This window comes from Microcoleus sp. AT8-B5 (assembly GCF_036705565.1).
Lineage (GTDB): Bacteria > Cyanobacteriota > Cyanobacteriia > Cyanobacteriales > Microcoleaceae > Microcoleus.
This window is the reverse complement of record NZ_JAUBUY010000016.1, coordinates 29,349-47,777: the sequence shown is the minus strand read 5'-3', so window position 1 is coordinate 47,777 and position 18,429 is coordinate 29,349. Positions and strand designations below refer to the sequence as shown.

11 protein-coding genes and 4 pseudogenes are annotated in these 18,429 nt (G+C 45.8%); 2 read left to right on the top strand and 13 right to left on the bottom strand.

Annotated features, from left to right (window positions below; translation table 11 throughout):
- Window positions 1-52: 52 nt before the first annotated feature.
- The 7 genes and pseudogenes from QUB39_RS30605 to QUB39_RS13215 form a co-directional block, all read right to left on the bottom strand.
- A pseudogene (locus QUB39_RS30605) lies at window positions 53-616 on the bottom strand (DUF6745 domain-containing protein); the annotation flags it as partial.
- 498 nt (window positions 617-1,114) lie between these two features.
- Window positions 1,115-2,329, bottom strand: a pseudogene (locus QUB39_RS30600) (leucine-rich repeat domain-containing protein); the annotation flags it as partial.
- Window positions 2,330-2,553: 224 nt separating this feature from the next.
- Window positions 2,554-3,129 (bottom strand): hypothetical protein, encoded by a 576-nt coding sequence (locus tag QUB39_RS13235; protein WP_333208168.1) that lies wholly within the window; start codon window positions 3,127-3,129, stop codon window positions 2,554-2,556.
- Window positions 3,130-3,338: 209 nt separating this feature from the next.
- A complete protein-coding gene (locus QUB39_RS13230) occupies window positions 3,339-3,539 on the bottom strand; it encodes a hypothetical protein (RefSeq protein ID WP_333208170.1) in 201 nt (66 codons plus the stop codon).
- Window positions 3,536-3,835 carry a BrnT family toxin gene (locus tag QUB39_RS13225; RefSeq protein WP_333208171.1) on the bottom strand — a complete coding sequence of 100 codons (300 nt, stop codon included), beginning with the start codon at window positions 3,833-3,835 and terminating at the stop codon, window positions 3,536-3,538. Before QUB39_RS13225 ends, QUB39_RS13230 begins: the two co-directional genes overlap by 4 nt.
- Before the next feature lie 94 nt (window positions 3,836-3,929).
- On the bottom strand, window positions 3,930-4,970 hold the full coding sequence (locus QUB39_RS13220) for an ABC transporter permease (protein ID WP_333208172.1): 1,041 nt from the start codon (window positions 4,968-4,970) through the stop codon (window positions 3,930-3,932).
- 225 nt (window positions 4,971-5,195) lie between these two features.
- On the bottom strand, window positions 5,196-5,708 hold the full coding sequence (locus QUB39_RS13215; RefSeq protein WP_333175468.1) for an adenine phosphoribosyltransferase: 513 nt from the start codon (window positions 5,706-5,708) through the stop codon (window positions 5,196-5,198).
- Window positions 5,709-5,945: 237 nt separating this feature from the next.
- Between QUB39_RS13215 and QUB39_RS13210 the strand changes: the two genes are divergently transcribed.
- Window positions 5,946-7,112 (top strand): pyridoxal phosphate-dependent aminotransferase, encoded by a 1,167-nt coding sequence (locus tag QUB39_RS13210; RefSeq protein ID WP_333208173.1) that lies wholly within the window; start codon window positions 5,946-5,948, stop codon window positions 7,110-7,112.
- A gap of 123 nt (window positions 7,113-7,235) precedes the next feature.
- Here QUB39_RS13210 and QUB39_RS13205 read toward each other — a convergent pair whose 3' ends face one another.
- Both QUB39_RS13205 and QUB39_RS13200 read right to left on the bottom strand, forming a co-directional pair.
- A complete protein-coding gene (locus QUB39_RS13205) occupies window positions 7,236-8,009 on the bottom strand; it encodes an RNA polymerase sigma factor SigF (RefSeq protein WP_333053793.1) in 774 nt (257 codons plus the stop codon).
- 462 nt (window positions 8,010-8,471) lie between these two features.
- The gene (locus QUB39_RS13200) at window positions 8,472-9,314 is read right to left on the bottom strand and encodes a photosystem II manganese-stabilizing polypeptide (RefSeq protein ID WP_333053687.1); all 843 of its coding nucleotides are present in this window, start codon (window positions 9,312-9,314) and stop codon (window positions 8,472-8,474) included.
- Between the two features lie 401 nt (window positions 9,315-9,715).
- Here QUB39_RS13200 and QUB39_RS13195 point away from each other — a divergent pair, with 401 nt between their 5' ends.
- Entirely contained in the window at window positions 9,716-10,078 is a 363-nt protein-coding gene (locus QUB39_RS13195; protein ID WP_333053688.1) for a hypothetical protein, read from the top strand.
- A gap of 67 nt (window positions 10,079-10,145) precedes the next feature.
- Here QUB39_RS13195 and QUB39_RS13190 read toward each other — a convergent pair whose 3' ends face one another.
- The 4 genes and pseudogenes from QUB39_RS13190 to QUB39_RS13175 all read right to left on the bottom strand — a co-directional run bounded on the left by QUB39_RS13190 (window position 10,146) and on the right by QUB39_RS13175 (window position 18,404).
- Entirely contained in the window at window positions 10,146-11,816 is a 1,671-nt protein-coding gene (locus QUB39_RS13190; RefSeq protein WP_333053689.1) for a calcium-binding protein, read from the bottom strand.
- A 355-nt stretch (window positions 11,817-12,171) separates the two neighbouring features.
- Window positions 12,172-13,968: pseudogene (locus QUB39_RS13185) on the bottom strand (GAF domain-containing sensor histidine kinase); the annotation flags it as partial.
- Between the two features lie 456 nt (window positions 13,969-14,424).
- Window positions 14,425-17,253: pseudogene (locus QUB39_RS13180) on the bottom strand (ATP-binding protein); the annotation flags it as partial.
- A 164-nt stretch (window positions 17,254-17,417) separates the two neighbouring features.
- Window positions 17,418-18,404, bottom strand: coding sequence for an AEC family transporter (locus tag QUB39_RS13175; protein WP_333208175.1), 987 nt, complete (start codon window positions 18,402-18,404; stop codon window positions 17,418-17,420).
- Window positions 18,405-18,429 lie beyond the last annotated feature (25 nt).

The following is an 18,429-nucleotide window of genomic DNA, read 5'->3' as shown; positions in this document are numbered from 1 at the left end:
ACGGGGACACTACGCCTACAAATGTTCATGAATGATTGAGAGTTGTTATAGATTAAGTCTGCACGGAAAATTCCTCTGGATCGATATCCCAATTTACCCAGCCAATTGCCTCCCTAGCTGATGTGAGGTTAGGCGGCACTCTCAAAGCGTGAATGAATCCCGTACTCGGACAAGTCATTTTTAACAAACAAATCGGCTCCACATCGGCATTATCTATTTGTAATAGTGCATATTCCTGCCAACTATCTATTTGTTTTGCTGACAATTCTTGACAAAGACGATCGTAACCAATTCCTTCAATTAACACTCGCCGAACTTCGGCATTCTCTTCTCCTAAAAGCCATTGGGATTGCCATTGATTTGGGTGGACTTTGCCGTATTTTTCAGGCAATCTGACACCGTGATAATAGTAAAAATTCCATCCATCGGCAAACTCGATCGCAGGTTCTCCTTCCGCGTGCAAGCGGTTTTGACTGTCAAAGCGCAGGTGGCGGGGGCGATCGCACACATAACAAATCTTTTCAAAGGGAAATATCCAACCGCAATGCTTGAAAAGCAGCTTTTGGGAACGAAGTATTTCTTGTGCCTTTTGGGAAAAATTGATGCCTAATGAAGAGATATAACATTGGGTCAAATAGATTGATTTACACAAAGTCGTGGGGGTTTCAAGGGAGCTCTGGGGGTAAAAATGAGCGCGAAAAAGATTCCCCATCGTTCCTTCCGATCGCATATAGCTGTAAACCAATTCGTACATTAGCTCACTCAGGGTGCTGTCTGCTTCGGGTTCGATCGTCATGCGATTGAACTCATACTTCCACACCGCTGGACTTGCAAATTCTCCCACAGGAGACATCCATTTCCGGTCTAGATTTTGCCCCAATCTATTGCTGTATTCGTCTGAGCAGTTTTGTGAATGGTCGTGTTTGAACAAGTTGAAGATTTGGAGACAAACGTCGCGGGGACTGCTGCAAATAATAACGGAGGGTTCTTTTAGGCCAATAGCGGCATAGGCAACTTTGACTGCTTCAGTGGCTTTTTGAGCCTCAATTGACCTAGTCGAGAGAGTAAGACGTTTCTGTGCCAGGAGGCCTAACACGCACATAGCGGTAATTTGATTGTTGCTGAGCTCCAGTGTTCTCAGATTGGTGAGCTTACGCAAGGCGCTGATATCGATAATTTGATTCTCGCTGAGATTCAGCATTATCAGATTGGTGAGCGAGCCGAGGAAGCTGATATCGATAATTTGATTCTCGCTGAGATTCAGCATTATCAGATTGGTGAGCGAGCCGAGGAAGCTGATGTCGGTAATTTTATTGCTGTCCAGATCCAGTGTTGTCAGATTGGTAAGCGAGCGCAAGGCGCTGATATCGGTAATTTGATTGTTGCTGAACTCCAGTGTTGTCAGATTGGTAAGCGAGCGCAAGGCGCTGATATCGGTAATTTGATTGTCGTTGAGCTCCAGTGTTGTCAGATTGGTAAGCGAGCGCAAGGCGCTGATATCGGCAATTTGATTCTTGCCCAGATCGAGTGTTGTCAGATTGGTGAGCGAGCCTAGGAAGCTGATGTCGGTAATTTCATTGTAGTTAAGAGCCAGTGTTGTCAGATTGGTGAGCGAGCCGAGGAAGCTGATATCGGTAATTTGATTGAAGCCGAGATACAGTGTTGTCAGATTGGTGAGCGAGCCGAGGAAGCTGAAGTCAGTAATTTGATTGCAGCGAAGATACAGTGTTGTCAGATTGGTGAGCGAGCCGAGGAAGCTGAAGTCGGTAATTTGATTGCCACTGAGCTCCAGTGTTGTCAGATTGGTGAGTGAGCCGAGGAAGCTGATGTCGGTAATTCTATTGCTGCCCAGATCCAGTGTTGTCAGATTGGTGAGTGAGCCGAGAAAGCTGATGTCGGTAATTTGATTGTCGCCCAGATCCAGTGTGGTCAGATTGGTGAGTGAGCTGAGGAAGCTGATGTCGGTAATTCTATTGCTGCCCAGATCCAGTGTTGTCAGATTGGTGAGTGAGCCGAGAAAGCTGATGTCGGTAATTTGATTGTCGCCCAGATCCAGTGTGGTCAGATTGGTGAGCGAGCCGAGGAAGCTGATGTCGGTAATTTGATTGTGGCTGAGATCCAGTGTGGTCAGATTGGTGAGCGAGCCGAGAAAGCTGATGTCGGTAATTTGATTGTAGTCGAGATCCAGTGTGGTCAGATTGGTGAGCGAGCCGAGGAAGCTGATGTCGGTAATTTCATTGTCGCTGAGATCCAGTGTGGTCAGATTGGTGAGCGAGCCGAGAAAGCTGATGTCGGTAATTTCATTGTCGCTGAGATCCAGTTTTGTCATGCTTGAAAGTATCCGCTCCGCTTCTTCAGCGTCATCAGTGCCAGCCTTTTTTAACAACACTTTAACTGTGCGCCTTGCCTCTTCTGAAAGACTGTCAATATGCCTGCACCAGTCGGCAAAGCGGCTAAAACTAATTGATTCGTTTGGTTGTTTTTCTGACATAAAACACTCCGAGATGGGGAATGGGGCATCGGGAATGGGGCATGGGAATATTTATCGCACTTTTATGGTAATTTATCGCGTAGTAAAAGCCAAGTGTTGAGTTTTTCATCTAAAACATATTTATCAGTATCAGAAAGTGCTGCAATAACTTTCAATCGATTTTTAATTTTTCTTAACTCGCGAATTTCTGCAATAGGTAGCGTTTTCCAATTAGCTGCCTTTTTTTCGACATCTTCCTGCGACTCTTTGATGTTATCCCAAAACCATTCTAAAATTAAGTTAACATCGAGAACAGCACGATCGGAAATTACTTCCTGTTTTTCTATCATCGCAGCCCGCAACATCATTGAGGAAATCGTAAAAGACTCGCCACTACCTGGTTTTTTCCGCTCTGCATCATCGGCCTTGCGATCGTAAATTGCGATCGCGACTTCTGCCCATTTGCGATCGCACAAACCGGAACCATTTTGACCTTTTCGAGCCTTAGCCGAGGCAACATCGGCTAATAATAGCCAGTTAAACCCTTGTGGTTCGGTGGTTTGACCTGAAAATATGTTGTTCGCCCAAATCAGTACAGATTCGGCATTTTGTTCGAGAATGCGATCGAGGGATATTGTCGTAGGAGATTGAGTCATCATTTATCTACTCTACATATTCGATATCAGCATTATTTGGATCGACTCCGCCAAATAAACCGGGTTTTTATCTAATTTGCGAGCTGAAACGAAGTATTCAAGGGAAAAACCCGGTTGCTGACTATCCCTGCGTAAGTTCCTATCTCCTTTTGCGGTCGATCGCGATCGAACACTATCAGGCAAGCCACTTGAGAAAAAAATGGGTTTTTCACCTACTCAACACTTTGAATTAGTTTCATGTTATTTCTCAGCCATTCATTGACCAAAGCTTGAACCTCAATCTTTTTATGATCGGCAATTTTAGTCACAAAGTCCTCGACATCGGGTTCGAGATAAATGGGATAATGAAACGTAGCATCAGGATGGTAAAACTTGCCTTGCTCTGATGAAGAAAACTCATACTCTGATTTCATAATTTCCTCTCTTGATAAGGTTGGGTTTCAGTGGAATTAGCTTTGCGGGCTGAAATAATCCGAATTACACAGGAGGTGCGATCGGTTTGTTCAAAGGTATGGACAACAACCCTTAAAATTCCTGTTTCATCTAAACCTATGGTAATCCATCTATCTTCATCTTGACTGTGTTCTTCATCATAGATTGTTAATTGAGAACGATCGCGGAAAACAGTTGATGCCAAACGAAAATTTAATTGATGTTTGCGAATATTTTGCTTTTCTTTGGCTGGATTCCAATCAAAATTATAATCCAAAGCAATTTATCAGGTTAAATCGAGGTACTATCAAATTATAACACCAATTATAAGTTAGGGTTTTTCACCCCGCGTGCGTCCAGGACTAATTCTACTATTTCAAATCTTCCAGCTTAATCCGAGGATCGACAGCTTTGAGCAGCAAATCCGCCAACAAATTCCCAACAATCAACATCGTCGCACCCATCATCAAACTCGCCATGACTAAATACAAATCTTGATTGTTCACCGCATCCAGAGTCAGCTTTCCCAAGCCCGGCCAATTAAAGAAATATTCGGCAATAAACGCACCGCTCAACAAACTAGCAAACTCAAAACCCAATAGCGTAATTAACGGATTAACAGCATTCCGCAAAGCATGAACGTAAATTACTCGATCGTCCGGCAAACCTTTAGCCCGTGCTGTTCGGATATAATCTTGACGCAGCACGTCCAAAAATTGTCCGCGCATCAATCTTTGCAAACCAGCAAAACCAGTAACGCTGAGGGCGACTGTTGGCAAAATTAAGTGCCAGCCGTAATCGAGGATTTGACCCCACCAAGGTAAGTCTGCGTGGTCAATACTTGTCATTCCTCCGACGGGAAACAGAGGCGAAGTATTCTGAGCAAAAAATAGCAGCAGCAAAGCTGTGATAAAGCTGGGAAATCCTTGTCCCGTGTAGCTGACTACTTGCAGAACTCGATCGACTGTGCGGTTTTGATTGACGGCGGCGACAATTCCCAAGGGAATCGCGATCGCCCAAGTTACAATCAAAGATGCGATCGCCATTAATAACGTCGCCGGTACCCGTTCCCACAGCAGCGAAGCTACGGATCGCTGATACACAAAACTCGTGCCAAAATTCCCCCGCGTCACAATTTGTTGCAGCCACAGCCAATACTGCACAATCGCTGGTTTATCTAAGCCGAACTGCTGTTCGAGTTGCTTGAGTGTCTCCGGCGAAATCTTGGGATTTTGGCTCAATGTATCCAAGTAATTTCCCGGTGCTAGCTCAATAATTGCAAAACAAAGCATCGATGCCAAAAATAGGGTTAAAAGTGCCTGCAACAGTCGCTTGAAAATATAAGTAAATGTCTCGCTGCTAAACAGAGAACTCAACCCTCGCCAATTTTGATTCAATTTAAGAGAAGTCATAGGATTTTAGATTTTAGATTTTAGATTTTAGATTTGAAGAATTGTGAATGATATTAATGCCGGTTGCATCGGAATGATTTAACCACAGAGAACGCAGAGAACGCAGAGAAAGAGAAGAGAGAAATAAATAATTGCGATGCAAAGGTCAAGGATATTATTTGTCAGGAGTTTTTATTCAACTGTCAGCAGTCAACTGTCAACTGTCAACTGCCAACAGTTAACTAACTAATATTCCACTAGCGTGACGATCGGCACATCCGGCAATTTCTGCCTGCCGCCCAAACCCTGCAATTCAATGATAAAAGCAAAACCGACAAGCTCGCAGCCAGCTTGTTCCAACAATTTAGCCGTCGCTGCCGCTGTTCCGCCAGTGGCGATTAAATCGTCCACAATCAGCACCCGGCTGCCGGATGTCATCGCATCTCGGTGCATCTCCAGTCGATCGACACCGTACTCCAATTCGTACTCAGCAAAATGAACCGCACCTGGCAGTTTCCCCGGCTTGCGGACAGGAATAAAGCCTATTCCCATTTTATAAGCCAACGGCGCGCCAAAGATGAAGCCCCGCGATTCCATGCCCACCACATAGTCAACAGACATTGCAGAGCATTTTTCCGCTAAGCTGTCAATGGTGTAGCTCAGCCCTTGCGGGTCGCGCAGCAAAGTTGTAATGTCTCGAAACAGAATTCCCGGCTTGGGGAAATCAGGAATGTCGCGAATCAGAGATTTGAGATCCATAAGCTTGCAGATCGGCGTTGAGGGTAACGAGGCATCAAAAATGCTACAATAATAACGTCAAAATTGAAAAATTAAAAAATAAAAATTAAAACTAAGAGCTTTTTTAATTTTTATTCTTTAATTGCTTAATCCTTTACGTACTATGTAAACAAATGTCATAATTCCCTAACAACAGGGTTGAATATCACGATTTGTCGCCCTATGATCTAAAGTCAAAAATCTAATATCTAAAATCCAATGATTAAGTTGGCAGCACGAGTGGGTGAGGTTACTCCTTCTATAACCTTGGCGATCGCCGCTAAGGCTAAAGCTATGAAGGCCGAAGGGATTGATGTCTGTAGTTTGAGTACGGGAGAACCCGACTTTGATACCCCCGAACACATTAAAGCAGCGGCAAAACAAGCTCTAGACGCGGGGAAGACTAAGTACGGCCCTGTGGCTGGGGAACCGCAGTTAAAAGCTGCGATCGCCCGCAAACTCCAATCCGACAACAATCTCCACTATCAACCAGAAAATATCATTGTCACCAACGGCGGCAAGCATTCCCTCTACAATCTGATGATGGCTCTGATCGAGCCGGGAGAGGAAGTAATTATTCCGGCTCCCTACTGGCTAAGCTACCCAGAAATGGTCAAACTCGCTAGCGGCAAGCCAGTAATTGTACGGACTGATGCTTCTACAGGATATAAAATTACACCGGAACAACTGAGTCGAGCGATTACTCCCAAAACCAAGTTATTTGTACTGAATTCGCCTTCTAATCCGACGGGAATGGTGTATACTCCGGCGGAAATCAAAGCATTGGCCGAGGTGATAGTCGATCGAGATATTTTAGTCGTTGCTGACGAGATTTACGAAAAAATTATATATGACGACGCCCAGCACGTCAGCATCGGTTCCCTGGGCAAAGAAATCTTCGATCGCACCCTGATCAGCAGCGGTTTTGCTAAAGCTTACTCGATGACAGGCTGGCGAATCGGTTATTTGGCCGGGCCGATCGAATTAATCAAAGCCACCAACACCATTCAAGGTCACAGTACCTCAAATGTCTGTACCTTTGCACAGTACGGTGCGATCGCAGCTTTGGAAAGCAGTCAAGAGTCTGTCGAAACAATGCGTCTAGCTTTTGCCGAAAGGCGTCAGGTAATATTTGAATTACTCGATGCTGTCCCTGGAATTAGCTGTATTAAACCAGACGGTGCTTTCTATATGTTTGTCAACATCAGCAAGACTGGAATGAATTCTTTGGAATTTTGCGACGCTTTCTTAGAACAGCAGCAAGTAGCAGTTATTCCGGGGATTGCTTTTGGCGCAGATGACCACATTCGCTTGTCTTACGCTACCGATTTAGGCACCATTAAAAAAGCCGTAGAAAGGCTCGATAAATTTGTCCGCAGCATCTAAAAATTAGTCTGTTGACTGTTAACGGTTAACTGTTAACTGTTAACGGTTGACTGTTAACTGTTAACTGTTCACAACTGACAACCAACAACTGACAACTGACAACCAACAACTGACTAATAATAACTAAAGCTGTTTAGTCATAATCTCTTTGAGCAAATCCAGCCCCTTCTTAACTCGCCGAGAAACTGTCACCGCACTGATACCCAAGCGTTCAGCCGTTTCCTTCTGAGTCAAATCGTAGAGAAAAACAAACTCCAATATCTCGCGAGTCCGTTGTTCCAACATAGCCAAAGCTTGCTGTACGCGAATTTGATCCTCTTGCGCCAACTGAAAACTCCGATACTTGCTATCGGGTACCAATTCTCCCAGACAAGTCGCCCCCTCGTCTTCATCTTGCATCGGCGCGTCCAAACTCAGAGGCGATCTGTTGAGATGGGCCAACTTAATTTCTTGCCATTCTTGTACAGAAACCTCAAGGGCTGCTGCTACTTCAGCATCCGTAGGTTTCCGGTTTAACTGCACCTGCAACTCCTTGATCGCTGCTACTGATTTGCGTTCCAGGGACTGCCAGTGGCGGGGAAAGCGCACCGAAGGGCTTTTGTCGCGCAAGTAGTGTTGAATTTCGCCCCGTATGTAGGGAATTGCAAAGGAACTAAAAGCGTGTCCCTTGGCGATATCAAACCGCTCGATCGCCCTGATCAACCCAATACATCCGACTTGCAGCAAATCGTCGTAGCTTTCACCGCACTGGTTGAGCCAGTGGTAAACTTCTTTTCTGACCAGTCCAACATTCAGTTTAACTAACTGATTGCGGATTTCATTCGATCCAGAAAGTTGGTACTCGCGCAACAATTGCAAATTTTCGCTTTTTAGCTCGTTCGGCACTGTGGTAGACATGGTGACATAAGGGTTGGTAGAGCAGAGGACTGAAGTTGCTTTAGATATAGTTTCCAATCTAGTCTAAAAAAATTCACTTTTAGGTAGTGTAATCCTAGCACTTAATCGGTGTGATAGCGGACACACCCGTTTAACTTTCCGAAGGTGCAGGGATTTAGCTGAATTATCCGAAGGTTTTCCGCATAAGGCAGAACTTTATCAGGTAGAAGACTTTCGAGACAAGCCAGAATTAAACCGGGATTTTGCCCAAGTATATTATAATCTGAAAGCGGTTTTAATACAATACTTTAATTAATTAAAAATTCCAACTTAATAAGTTGCGAATGACCACAGTTTAACCATAAATTTAGTCATTAGTCAACAGTCCTAAGTTATATTGCTCGAGACTGTTGGCTAATGAAGAGGGAGCAGGAGCTTTACGGCCAGAAACTGCTCAAATTCGATCGATCCTGAAAGCCAATTTTATGACACAGAAGGCTCAATGCGAGCGTAAAACAAACCCCGAATTTTCACGTCCAGAGCCGGTCTAGCTCCCAAATCAGTATCAGAAGGCTGCGTGCTCTCAAAAATCCCGCCAACTTCGCCTGTGGCGCTGTTGACTTTAGCAACTTGGAGAGAAATTTTGCCGGCCTTGGTGCGAGTGTCAGCAACCTTAACATTAGCCCGCACCCGTTTGGAATTGTCACTAGCCGGAAGCGCTACAGCATTGTCGTAGCCAGTCGATACCCCGCGGGCTTTAGGGTCTAAAAAGCCTGCGCTGCGGTAAGAAGGAACGTTAAACTCCCCTCTCAAATCGGTGGAAGTATTGATAGCAACCACTCCGGGTTCGGAACTTGCCACTAGCTGTTTAATGGTAAACAAGAAAGGTACTTGCTCTCCGCCCGGTAATTGAATCGTAATAGCTTGAAAATCCAAGCCGTCTTCTTCTGTGAAAGTCAGAGTTCCATCAGTACCGACCTTGAGCGTACCTTGAACTTGGTCAATGCTCGACGTGAACCGGGTCAGCAATTTACCAGGCACAAATTCCGCTTCTTGGCGTTTGTTTGCTGGTTCTTCCTTCACAAAATAAGTTGTGGGCTGCAAACACAAACCAGTCAGTTTATAGGTGGCGCCCGCTTCGATGGGGATCGATCCCCGAGAAGTTTCTGCCAAGCTAGGGCAGTTATTAGCCAAGCCAGTACCTCTAATCTGGTCGTAGGTGAGCAACTCAGTAGTTGCCACCGTCGTGTCAGAAGCAGAAGAACAAGCAACCAGCGCACTCATGCAAAAAGCTAAAAGTGCAACAATTAAAGCACGATATTTCATTGCAAACCTCAATATCCAACATCGGATTATATTAAGAAAAAGCCCTAGTTCGAGCAAAATATAATTGCCCGCCGGCAGGCTAGGCCAGCGCTTAGGGTAGCATTTAGATCCTGATCCCTCGCTTCACCGAGACCGGCATTGACTCAAAAAATCAAGCTAGTGCGTCGTGAAAATAAGCATGAACTTATGATTTCTCAATCATGTTCGGATCGCAGCCCAATACACATGGTACGACGGGTTGTGCTCTTTTCCTGACTTGGACTGCAAATTAATATTGCTTAAGTCAACCTACTTAAGTTACTTTGCTTATGACCCCGAATGGCGATCGCGACTAGCTCGATTAGTCGGTTGACCAAAAGGCTGGGGACAAAGGCCTTGTAGATTTCAAAGGAAGCAGCAGTATGGACAACGGCAAAGATTTAGAGTCAGAAAAGTTGCAGTCTCAAATGCAATCGCTGACAGAGGCGATTCGGACTTTAGGCGAAAGTTGTCAGGGAGACAGTCTGCTGCTTTTGGCCCTGCTGCGGAGGCTGGAAGCTTCGCACCGGGAAATTCGGGACGGTTTGTTTCAAGCGTCTTTTCCCGACAACCGCCAAGCACTTTACAAACTGCTCAGGAATATTGAAGCCAATGGCGGCTGGCCTTACATCCACCGCATGAAGCTTCGATCGCTCTTGGAGTATAGCCAACAATTATCTCCCCTAGAAGATTCTCCAGCCGAGTCGCCAGAAGACTCGGCCGAAACTCCCCAGGACGTTAAATAGTTTTGAGTTATGAGTTTAGTGAGTTTTACATTAACTCATAACTCATCACTAAACTGCGCGATCGCACCTACAACCCGAAAGGTGGAGGGACAGGTGTAGGAAAAGGTATCAGGTTCGGCACCGTCGGGAATATCGGCGTCTGGCCCGGCATTGGCAATAGTCCGGGAGTCGGAGTCGGGGCCAGAGAACTCATTGACACCAGAGGCGAATCATCAGGCGGGCTAACTGTCGGTGCAGTAGGAATCCTCGCAGCAGTTGGCGTCGGAGTCGGAGTCGGTGCTGCTGTGGGAGTCGGAGTCGGTGCTGCTGTGGGAGTCGGAGTCGGCGCAGCAGTTGGCGTCGGAGTCGGCGCTGCTGTGGGAGTCGGAGTCGGTGCTTCCGTGGGAGTCGGAGTCGGTGCTTCCGTGAGAGTAGGCGTCGCTTCGTCCGTGGGAGTTGGAGTCGGTGCTTCCGTGGGAGTTGGAGTCGGTGCTTCCGTGGGAGTTGGAGACGGAGTTGGAAGTGATTCTGTAGTTGAAGTTTGAGGTTGAGTTGGATCTGTAATTGTGCTTGTAACTGTAGTTGTAGTTGTAGTGGTAATGGTGGTTGGCCTGGGAGTAGCCGTCCCAGTCACAGCGATAAAATCATTCGCTTCGATTAGCGCCGCCGGAGTGTCGATCAAAATTGCTAAAAGCTTGCCGTCGAGCGTCGTAATTACTGTATCCCTGACATTTGCACCGTTGCCTTGGGTAACTAGCAGTTGAGCGAAAGATAAATTGCTCGGCAGTCCAAAGAAATCCTCTGTGTCATTGTAATCAGTAATTAAAGCCAGACTGCCAGGCCCGGCTCCCAATCCAAAGACATCGCTGCCGCTGCCGCCAGTCAGAGTATCCGAACCCTCGCCTCCGATTAAAGAATCATTACCCTCTGCTCCAAATAAATTGTCATTGCCGAAACCGCCCAAAATTGTATCGTCGCCGATACCTCCAGCCAAGGAGTCATCGCCAAAACCGCCGTCGATACCATCATTACCTTTGCCACCAAACAAAAAGTCATTGCCTTCATCTCCCAGTACCGAGTCGTCGGCTTCATCGCCGCGAAGGGTATCGGAACCGGTGCCGCCAAAAACTGTATCGTCAGCCTTGCCGCCGAATATCTGGTCATTACCAGCATCTCCGAAAAGCGAATCGTTGTCAGCATTGCCGTACAAAGTGTCGTCGCCGTCGCCGCCGGTCAAATAATCGTTGCCCTCAGCGCCCAACATTTGATCTCTACCACTGCCGCCGTTGAGAGAATCGTTCCCCGCATTCCCGTAGAGAAAGTCGTCATCAGCATTGCCGAACACGGAATCGTCGCCGTCATTCCCTGTGAGGGTGTCGTTACCAGTACCGCCGGCAATTACATCAAAGCCTCCGTTGCCAAAAACTAAGTCGTCCCCGGCGTCTCCCAACACGCTGTCTATCCCGTCGTTGCCTTCGAGGATGTCGTTGCCCAAACCACCGCGAATTGAGTCGTCGCCGTTTCCGCCGGAAGCAAAATCGCGGCCTTGGTTGCCAATAAGTTCGTCATTTCCTTCACCGCCAATCAGCGAATCTGCTCCGTCACCTCCCAGAAGCTGGTCGTTGCCGCCGTCGCCCTCTAGGGTGTCATCTCCTCCCGCACCCAGGGCCGTGTCATCGCCATCTAAGCCGCGAATTCGATCGCTCAGCGGAGTTCCTAGAATAAAGTCGTTGCTGTCTGTGCCGATCAGGTTTGCCATACGGGATACACCGCTCCTAAATCAAATAAATTGTTTGAAATTATATTAATCACCTTCGTGACAAGGGATTGCTGCTTGCCTACGTTAGCATAGTTGAGATTGTGGGGATCAGGCGAAGGGGCGCGGGAAGTTTTGTCCCTGTTCGGAGTTGCGATCGGGGCTGGTATAAGGCCCGATTAGTCATTAGTCATTAGTCATCAGTCATTAGTCATTAGTCATTAGTCATTAGTCATTAGTCAACGGTTAACCGTCAACAGTCAACAGTCAACCGTCATCAGTTAACAGTCAACACTCCTCAGTCATCAGTCAACCGTCAACCGTCAACCGTCATCAGTTAACAGTCAACAGTCAACTTTTATTCGGTAACAGGTAACACTATCTCAAATTGAGTTCCCTCTCCCTGATGGGAATTCACCTCAATTGTTCCGCCGTGGGTTTCGACTACAATCTGGCGGGCGATCGCCAATCCTAACCCAGTGCCTTTTCCTACTGCCTTCGTTGTGAACAGATGGTCAAAAATCCGCTGTTTCACTGCTTCGGTCATGCCCGCCCCGTTATCGGCAATCTGAATTTTGATGTGTCGATCGCCCGACTGACTGGTACGAACTGTGATACAGTGGGGATAGGCTTTCAGAGCCTCGAAACTACCTCCTTGGCTTGATTCTTCTAGAGCATCGATCGCGTTAGCAAGCAGGTTCATAAAGACTTGGTTCAGTTGACCGGGAAAGCATTCGATTTGAGGGAGATTGCCGTAGTCTGTGACGACTTCGATCGCAGGATGGTGTTCGTTGGCTTTCAGCCGATGTTTCAAAATTAAGATAGTGCTGTCAATGCCCTCATGGATATTAAACGGAACTTTGTAGTCTTTATCGGCTCTGGAGAAGGTGCGGAGGCTGGTGCTAATGCCGCGAATGCGATCGCACCCGACTTTCATCGACAACAGCATTTTTGGCAAATCTTCTAAGGCATACTCTAAATCAATATCCTCAGCATCTTCTTCAATTTCCTCGCCGGGATCTGGCAGTTTTTCTTGATATAATTTTAAGTGGCCAATCACATCTTTAATCGTGGTGGTTGCTTCCTCAATATTGCCACTAATAAAGCCGACAGGATTATTTATTTCGTGGGCTATTCCTGTGACTAGATTGCCCAATGTGGACATTTTTTCGCTTTGCACGATCTGTAACTGTGCTTGCTGCAAATCAAAGAGCGATCGCTCTAATTCTTGTGCATAAGCTTGAGATTGTTGGTACAAGCGAGCATTTTCTATAGAGATAGCCGCTTGGGCGCACAAAAGTTGGATGAGATCAGTGCGATCTTCTGTAAATGCACCAATTGTCAAGTTATTTTCTAGATATAGCAACCCGATTAATTTACCCTGATTTAAAATTGGCACGCACAGCACACTTTTGGGCTTTTTCTGCATCAAATACGGATCGGCAATAAAATCGTTTTGTACTGCAGCATTATCCAAAACCACAGTTTTCCAAGTCCGCTTAACATAGTTGACCACAGCAGCGGGAACCTCGTCGCTGGCTGACAGCGGTACAGATATTGAGATGACATCTTGATGGAAGGAGGCTACAGCTTCGATCGCGAGATTCCCATCCTTAAGCAACAGGAGAACTGCTTTTTTTGCTCCGGCATTTTCCATCACCACAGACATCAGTCCAGCTAGCAATTTTTCTAATTTAATTTCACTCGATAGAGTTTGGGAGGCTTTGAGAATAGCCGCGAAATCGAGGGTTTCGTAAATACTGTCGCACCTCGATAAAATTCGTGGGAATGTTTGAGGTAAGATTGACGATTTATTGATTGGGTGGAGGCGAGTTTCGCTGATTGCCAAACGGTTTTCTATTGCGTGCAATAGGGGAGCAAGAAGTTGGGGATAGCGTTTTTCTAAGTCATCGATTTTGGCTTTTGCACCCCAGCGATCGTAACAGTAATAAGCCTCTTGCATATAGGCTTGGGCCACTTTTTCTTTGCCCCAGTCGAGGTAGAATTTAGCTGCTAGTTCGTTAGCGAGGGCTTCTTCTTGGATGTATTTGTTTTCTTTCGCTCCAGAAATAGCGCGATCGTACATTTCAATAGCTTCTGCCCTCTGTCTGGCAACTCGGTATTTCTCTGCTTCTACCAACTGCCACTTATGCAATTGACACTCCCCGACCTAAAAGTGCGAGGATTCTTAATTCAGCGACTAACCTTTAAGTGTTGCGTCATGAAAGGCAATATTCAGACCTTTTAACCGTAGAAAACTACCAATTAACGAGCCTGATTCGCAGCCACCCCAGCGGGTCTATCTCCAAAAGCGTACTAGGATATTTACCTAGAGTTTGGGTATGCCCTACCCTACTTAACAATCCTAAAAGAATAGTTTGTTTTAACTGGTTTAAGGTTTAATTCAACCTCTAGCTGTTTAAAGAGTTTTCGCTGCTCTGCGTCCCCCGGTTTATACCTAAAAGTGTGTCTTAACTGTTTTACGATGGTAAAGGAATTAAACCTTGACTTTTATAGTATATCACAAATATAGGAACTTACTGGACTTGTTGAAAGAAGTTTTAAGAAATTAAAGCCGTCCTAGAAGGACAGGGTTTTAAACCCAAATTTTTGATAAATTTACCTGTAAGGCAGTCACCAACGCAAACAAAGACCAACCGACCACATAACAAACTGACACCATACTTGCCGCCACTTGCATGGTGGCCAGTTTTTGGGCATCCACTATCGCTGGCAGCTCGAATAACTCTTCAATCGGTCGATCGCCGATCGAGCTATTAATTTCCTGCACTGCTTGCTGAATATCTTCTGATGTAGGGCGATCGGGCAACTCAACTCCTAGTTCTTTTAGACTCAACAAACCGATAGCAATTGCTTCTAAAAACTTGTTCTGGGACGATAATGCCTGAATTTTGACGATGTAAACGCTCACTCGCTCTAGGGGAGTTCTGGTATGATAAATCACAGTGTCAATCCACTGATTCATCTGGTCAAAATCACCACAGAGTGAAGCCACTTCTGCTGCTATGTCGTGCAAGTTCAAGGTCATCTCGTACTGTCGTTGCCAAGCGCTCTCTCCCAGCAAATTTAGCCCGATCGCAGCATAATCGCGAGCAGCTTGATAAGCAGTAGCGCCTCTGGCTTTGCGGCAAGCCGTGAGGTTGAGTTGCGCCAATTCAGATCGTTCTGTTTGGTTTTCAATCAGCGCAATACCATAATTCAACTGATTGACAACTGAAAAAATTTCCTCTTCTATAGCTGCGGGTGAAATTTGCTGGATCGGCAATTGTCCAATCTGATAGTGAACGCGCGATCGCTCTTGTTCGGGAATTAAAGAATAGGCAGCTTGCTGAACGCGATCGTGCAAAAACTTGTAATTCACCACCTCCGAATTTTCGGCCTCCTCCTGTCTTTCTCGCCCCATATAAAACTTGTAGACTTCACTTTCAGGCAGGATTAACCCCTCTTGCAAAGCCTTCCACAAATCCGCCGCCGTTTCCGTTTCCAATTGCTCGGAAACAACTGCCAAAGTCCCCAAATCAAACTGATTACCAACACAAGCAGCCAACTTCAACACATTCTGAGTCGCTGGCGGCAATTTTTGCAACTGCAACGCCATAAACTCGACCACATCATCCGTCAGCGCTGCCTCCCTAACTCGCACAATATCGCACTGCCAATAACCAGCAAGCCGATCAAACTCAATCAGCCCATCCTGATGCAGTGCTTTGAGAAACTGCGTTGCAAAAAAGGGATTTCCCTGGGTTTTTTGTGCCAGCAAATCCGCCAACGGTTTTGCCCAATATGGAGCACAATTGAGCGTATCAGCAACCAAATGATTGAGACTTTCTGAACTCAACGGTTCCAGCGTCAGAGTATTCACCGTCGCCCCAGCTTTTGCCATTGCATCCAGTGTCAGCATCAACGGATGTGCTGCAAACACTTCATTATCTCGGTAGACACCAATTACTAATAAATAGCCGATTGTCGCATCGGCCACCAGCATTTCCATTAACCGCAGCGAGGCGGAATCTGCCCACTGCAAGTCATCCAAAAACATCACCAGGGGATGTTTGGGTTTTGTGAACACCTTAATAAAGTTTTGGAACAGCAAATTAAACCGATTTTTTGCCGCTGTTCCTGATAATTCTAGTGCAGGTGATTGTTGGCCAATAATTTTTTAGAGTTCGGGAATTACTTCAATAATGACTTGTGCGTTATCACCCAGTGCTTGCAATATTTGAGTTTGCCATTTTTTCAACTCCTCGTCACTTTCGCTCAACAATTGTCCCATTAAGTCTCGAAATGCTTGCACAAAAGCTGAGAAAGGAATGTTGCGGTTAAATTTGTCAAATTTACCTTTGATAAAATAGCCGCGCTGGCGGACAATTGGTTTTTGAACTTCATTTACAATTGCAGTTTTTCCAATGCCAGAAAAACCACCTACTAGCATCATTTCAGTTCGGTCACTACTGACGCGATCGAAGGCTTCGAGTAGGGTTTCTACTTCTGTTTCGCGACCATAAAGTTTTTCTGGTATAGTGAATCGATCGCCAACATCCCTCTGGGCGATCGTAAAACTCTCTATCTTACCCTTTTCTTCAAGTTGCTCCAAACAAAATTCTAAATCGAATTTCAGCCCCGACGCACTCTGATAGCGGTCTTCGGCATTTTTCCCCATTAATTTGCTGACAATCTCCGAAAGTACGGGCGGGATTTCAGGATTGATTTGATGCAGTGATGGTGGTTGCTTGGCAATATGACAGTGTAGCAATTCCATCGCATCGTTGGATTGAAACGGCAATTGTCCCGCCAGCAATTGGTAAAAAGTTACGCCCAAAGAGTAAAAGTCTGTGCGGTAGTCTATGCCGCGATTCATCCTTCCCGTTTGTTCGGGAGACAAATAACCCAGTGTTCCTTCCAGTACGTTAGGATTCATCAGGGTTTGAGTTTCTCGCGGCAGCAAAGATGCAATACTAAAGTCAATGAGTTTGACTTGTTTTGTATGCGGATTAATTAAAATATTGGCGGGTTTAATGTCTTTGTGAATTATCCGGTGGCGATAGAGTATATCTAATGTATCACTCAGGTCGATCCCAACTTGCAAAAACTCCATCAGAGACGGCCCAGTTTCCCTTTCTTCCGTCCATTCTTTTATAGAAATTCCCCCAAAGTCTTCCATTACCAACGCATAGCTGTTGTGGTAGGTTTCTAAGCTGTAGGTTTCGATGATTCCGGGCAAGTTGAGGTTTTTGGCGATCGTGTACTGATTGCGAAATTGCACCAGTTCGCTGAAGCTGGGATACTGACTCCGCAAGACTTTGATGGCGACTGGCTGTTTGTCGTCAATACGGAAAGCTCGATAAACTAGGGTGCGAGTTCCTGAGTAAATGCGATCGAGAATTTGATAACCTGTCAATCTAAAATTTATACTTGCCATACTTATATTCTTCCCGTCCTCCACGGGCTATTTCCACATTAGGAGAAGCCAATACACTTTCCCTGTCCAGTGATTGTTAAATTAATATGACATATAGCGCTCAAAAATTGTGATGGGTATCACTGAAATAATACACTTTTTAAACTTACCAAATGCTATTTTTATTAAAAATTAAATAGCCTCATCCATAGGGGAATAGTGAATAATAAACTAACGCAGCCGAGACCGATCGCTGTTACGGCTAATTCGCGATCGAGATTGAAAGCTTCTGCCAACAACGTAGTACCAAAAGCAGGAGGCATCGCCATTTGCAGCACTAGCACGAGTCGCGGCGCGCCTGCGATGCCAAAAAACGTTAATCCCGTGCCAATTACCAAGGGAATAAACAGCATTTTAATCGCCAGACAAGCCAAAACTGGTTTGAGGTTGTGCAAGGAATTCAACTTGCTCAACTGCATCCCGATCGTAATTAAAGCTAAAGTAATTACCGTCCAAGCACCTGTTGTTAACAATTCTGCGATTGGTGCCGACAGCGGCAAGCTGCGCGAGATAAATCCTAAACCAAAAGCCCACAGTGCCGGATTCTGAAAGATTGCCAGCAGGGGTGTTAACCAACCCTGACGGCGATCGCTTTTACCGCAGTGAGAAGCAATAGCAACTCCCAGTATATTCATTCCCATCGTAGTGCCTAGCAAGTCGTAAAACAACGCCCAGGCAAAGTGTTCCGAACCTAATAAGGACAAGGTGACGGGAATGCCTAAAAAACCCGTATTACCCAGCATCGTTGCCAATAAAAAGCTGCCTTGAGTGGGCAAACTCCAAGCGCTCGTGTGTTCCGGGCTATTTTGGGCGATCGGATTAATAGTCTTAAAACGTTCGTCGCCGACACCGAAACTTATCAAAATCCAAGCGAGTCCTCCACCTGCTAGAATTGCCGCCCAAGCTATCAGCGGCGCCATCCAAATAGCGCCCGACAAATTGGCGCTGCGGATAAAAGCAACAATGCTCAATGGCGTGCCAAAGAAGAAAAGAAACTTGGCTAAATATGTAGAATAGCTTCTCGGTAGCAGGCGGCCGAGAATGAATCCCAACGTCACCCATCCGATTAGATTTAGATAAAGTTTGAGCACCGGATTTTCTAAATAAACCATGATTGACTAAATATTTTCTAAACGA

What these genes read in the sequence shown, in the direction of transcription:
- QUB39_RS13235 (WP_333208168.1), bottom strand. Translation starts at nt 3,129, where the DNA reads ATGATGACTCAATCTCCTACGACAATATCCCTCGATCGCATTCTCGAA.
- QUB39_RS13230 (WP_333208170.1), bottom strand. Translation starts at nt 3,539, where the DNA reads ATGAAATCAGAGTATGAGTTTTCTTCATCAGAGCAAGGCAAGTTTTAC.
- QUB39_RS13220 (WP_333208172.1), bottom strand. Translation starts at nt 4,970, where the DNA reads ATGACTTCTCTTAAATTGAATCAAAATTGGCGAGGGTTGAGTTCTCTG.
- QUB39_RS13215 (WP_333175468.1), bottom strand. Translation starts at nt 5,708, where the DNA reads ATGGATCTCAAATCTCTGATTCGCGACATTCCTGATTTCCCCAAGCCG.
- QUB39_RS13210 (WP_333208173.1), top strand. Translation starts at nt 5,946, where the DNA reads ATGATTAAGTTGGCAGCACGAGTGGGTGAGGTTACTCCTTCTATAACC.
- QUB39_RS13205 (WP_333053793.1), bottom strand. Translation starts at nt 8,009, where the DNA reads ATGTCTACCACAGTGCCGAACGAGCTAAAAAGCGAAAATTTGCAATTG.
- QUB39_RS13200 (WP_333053687.1), bottom strand. Translation starts at nt 9,314, where the DNA reads ATGAAATATCGTGCTTTAATTGTTGCACTTTTAGCTTTTTGCATGAGT.
- QUB39_RS13195 (WP_333053688.1), top strand. Translation starts at nt 9,716, where the DNA reads ATGGACAACGGCAAAGATTTAGAGTCAGAAAAGTTGCAGTCTCAAATG.
- QUB39_RS13190 (WP_333053689.1), bottom strand. Translation starts at nt 11,816, where the DNA reads ATGGCAAACCTGATCGGCACAGACAGCAACGACTTTATTCTAGGAACT.
- QUB39_RS13175 (WP_333208175.1), bottom strand. Translation starts at nt 18,404, where the DNA reads ATGGTTTATTTAGAAAATCCGGTGCTCAAACTTTATCTAAATCTAATC.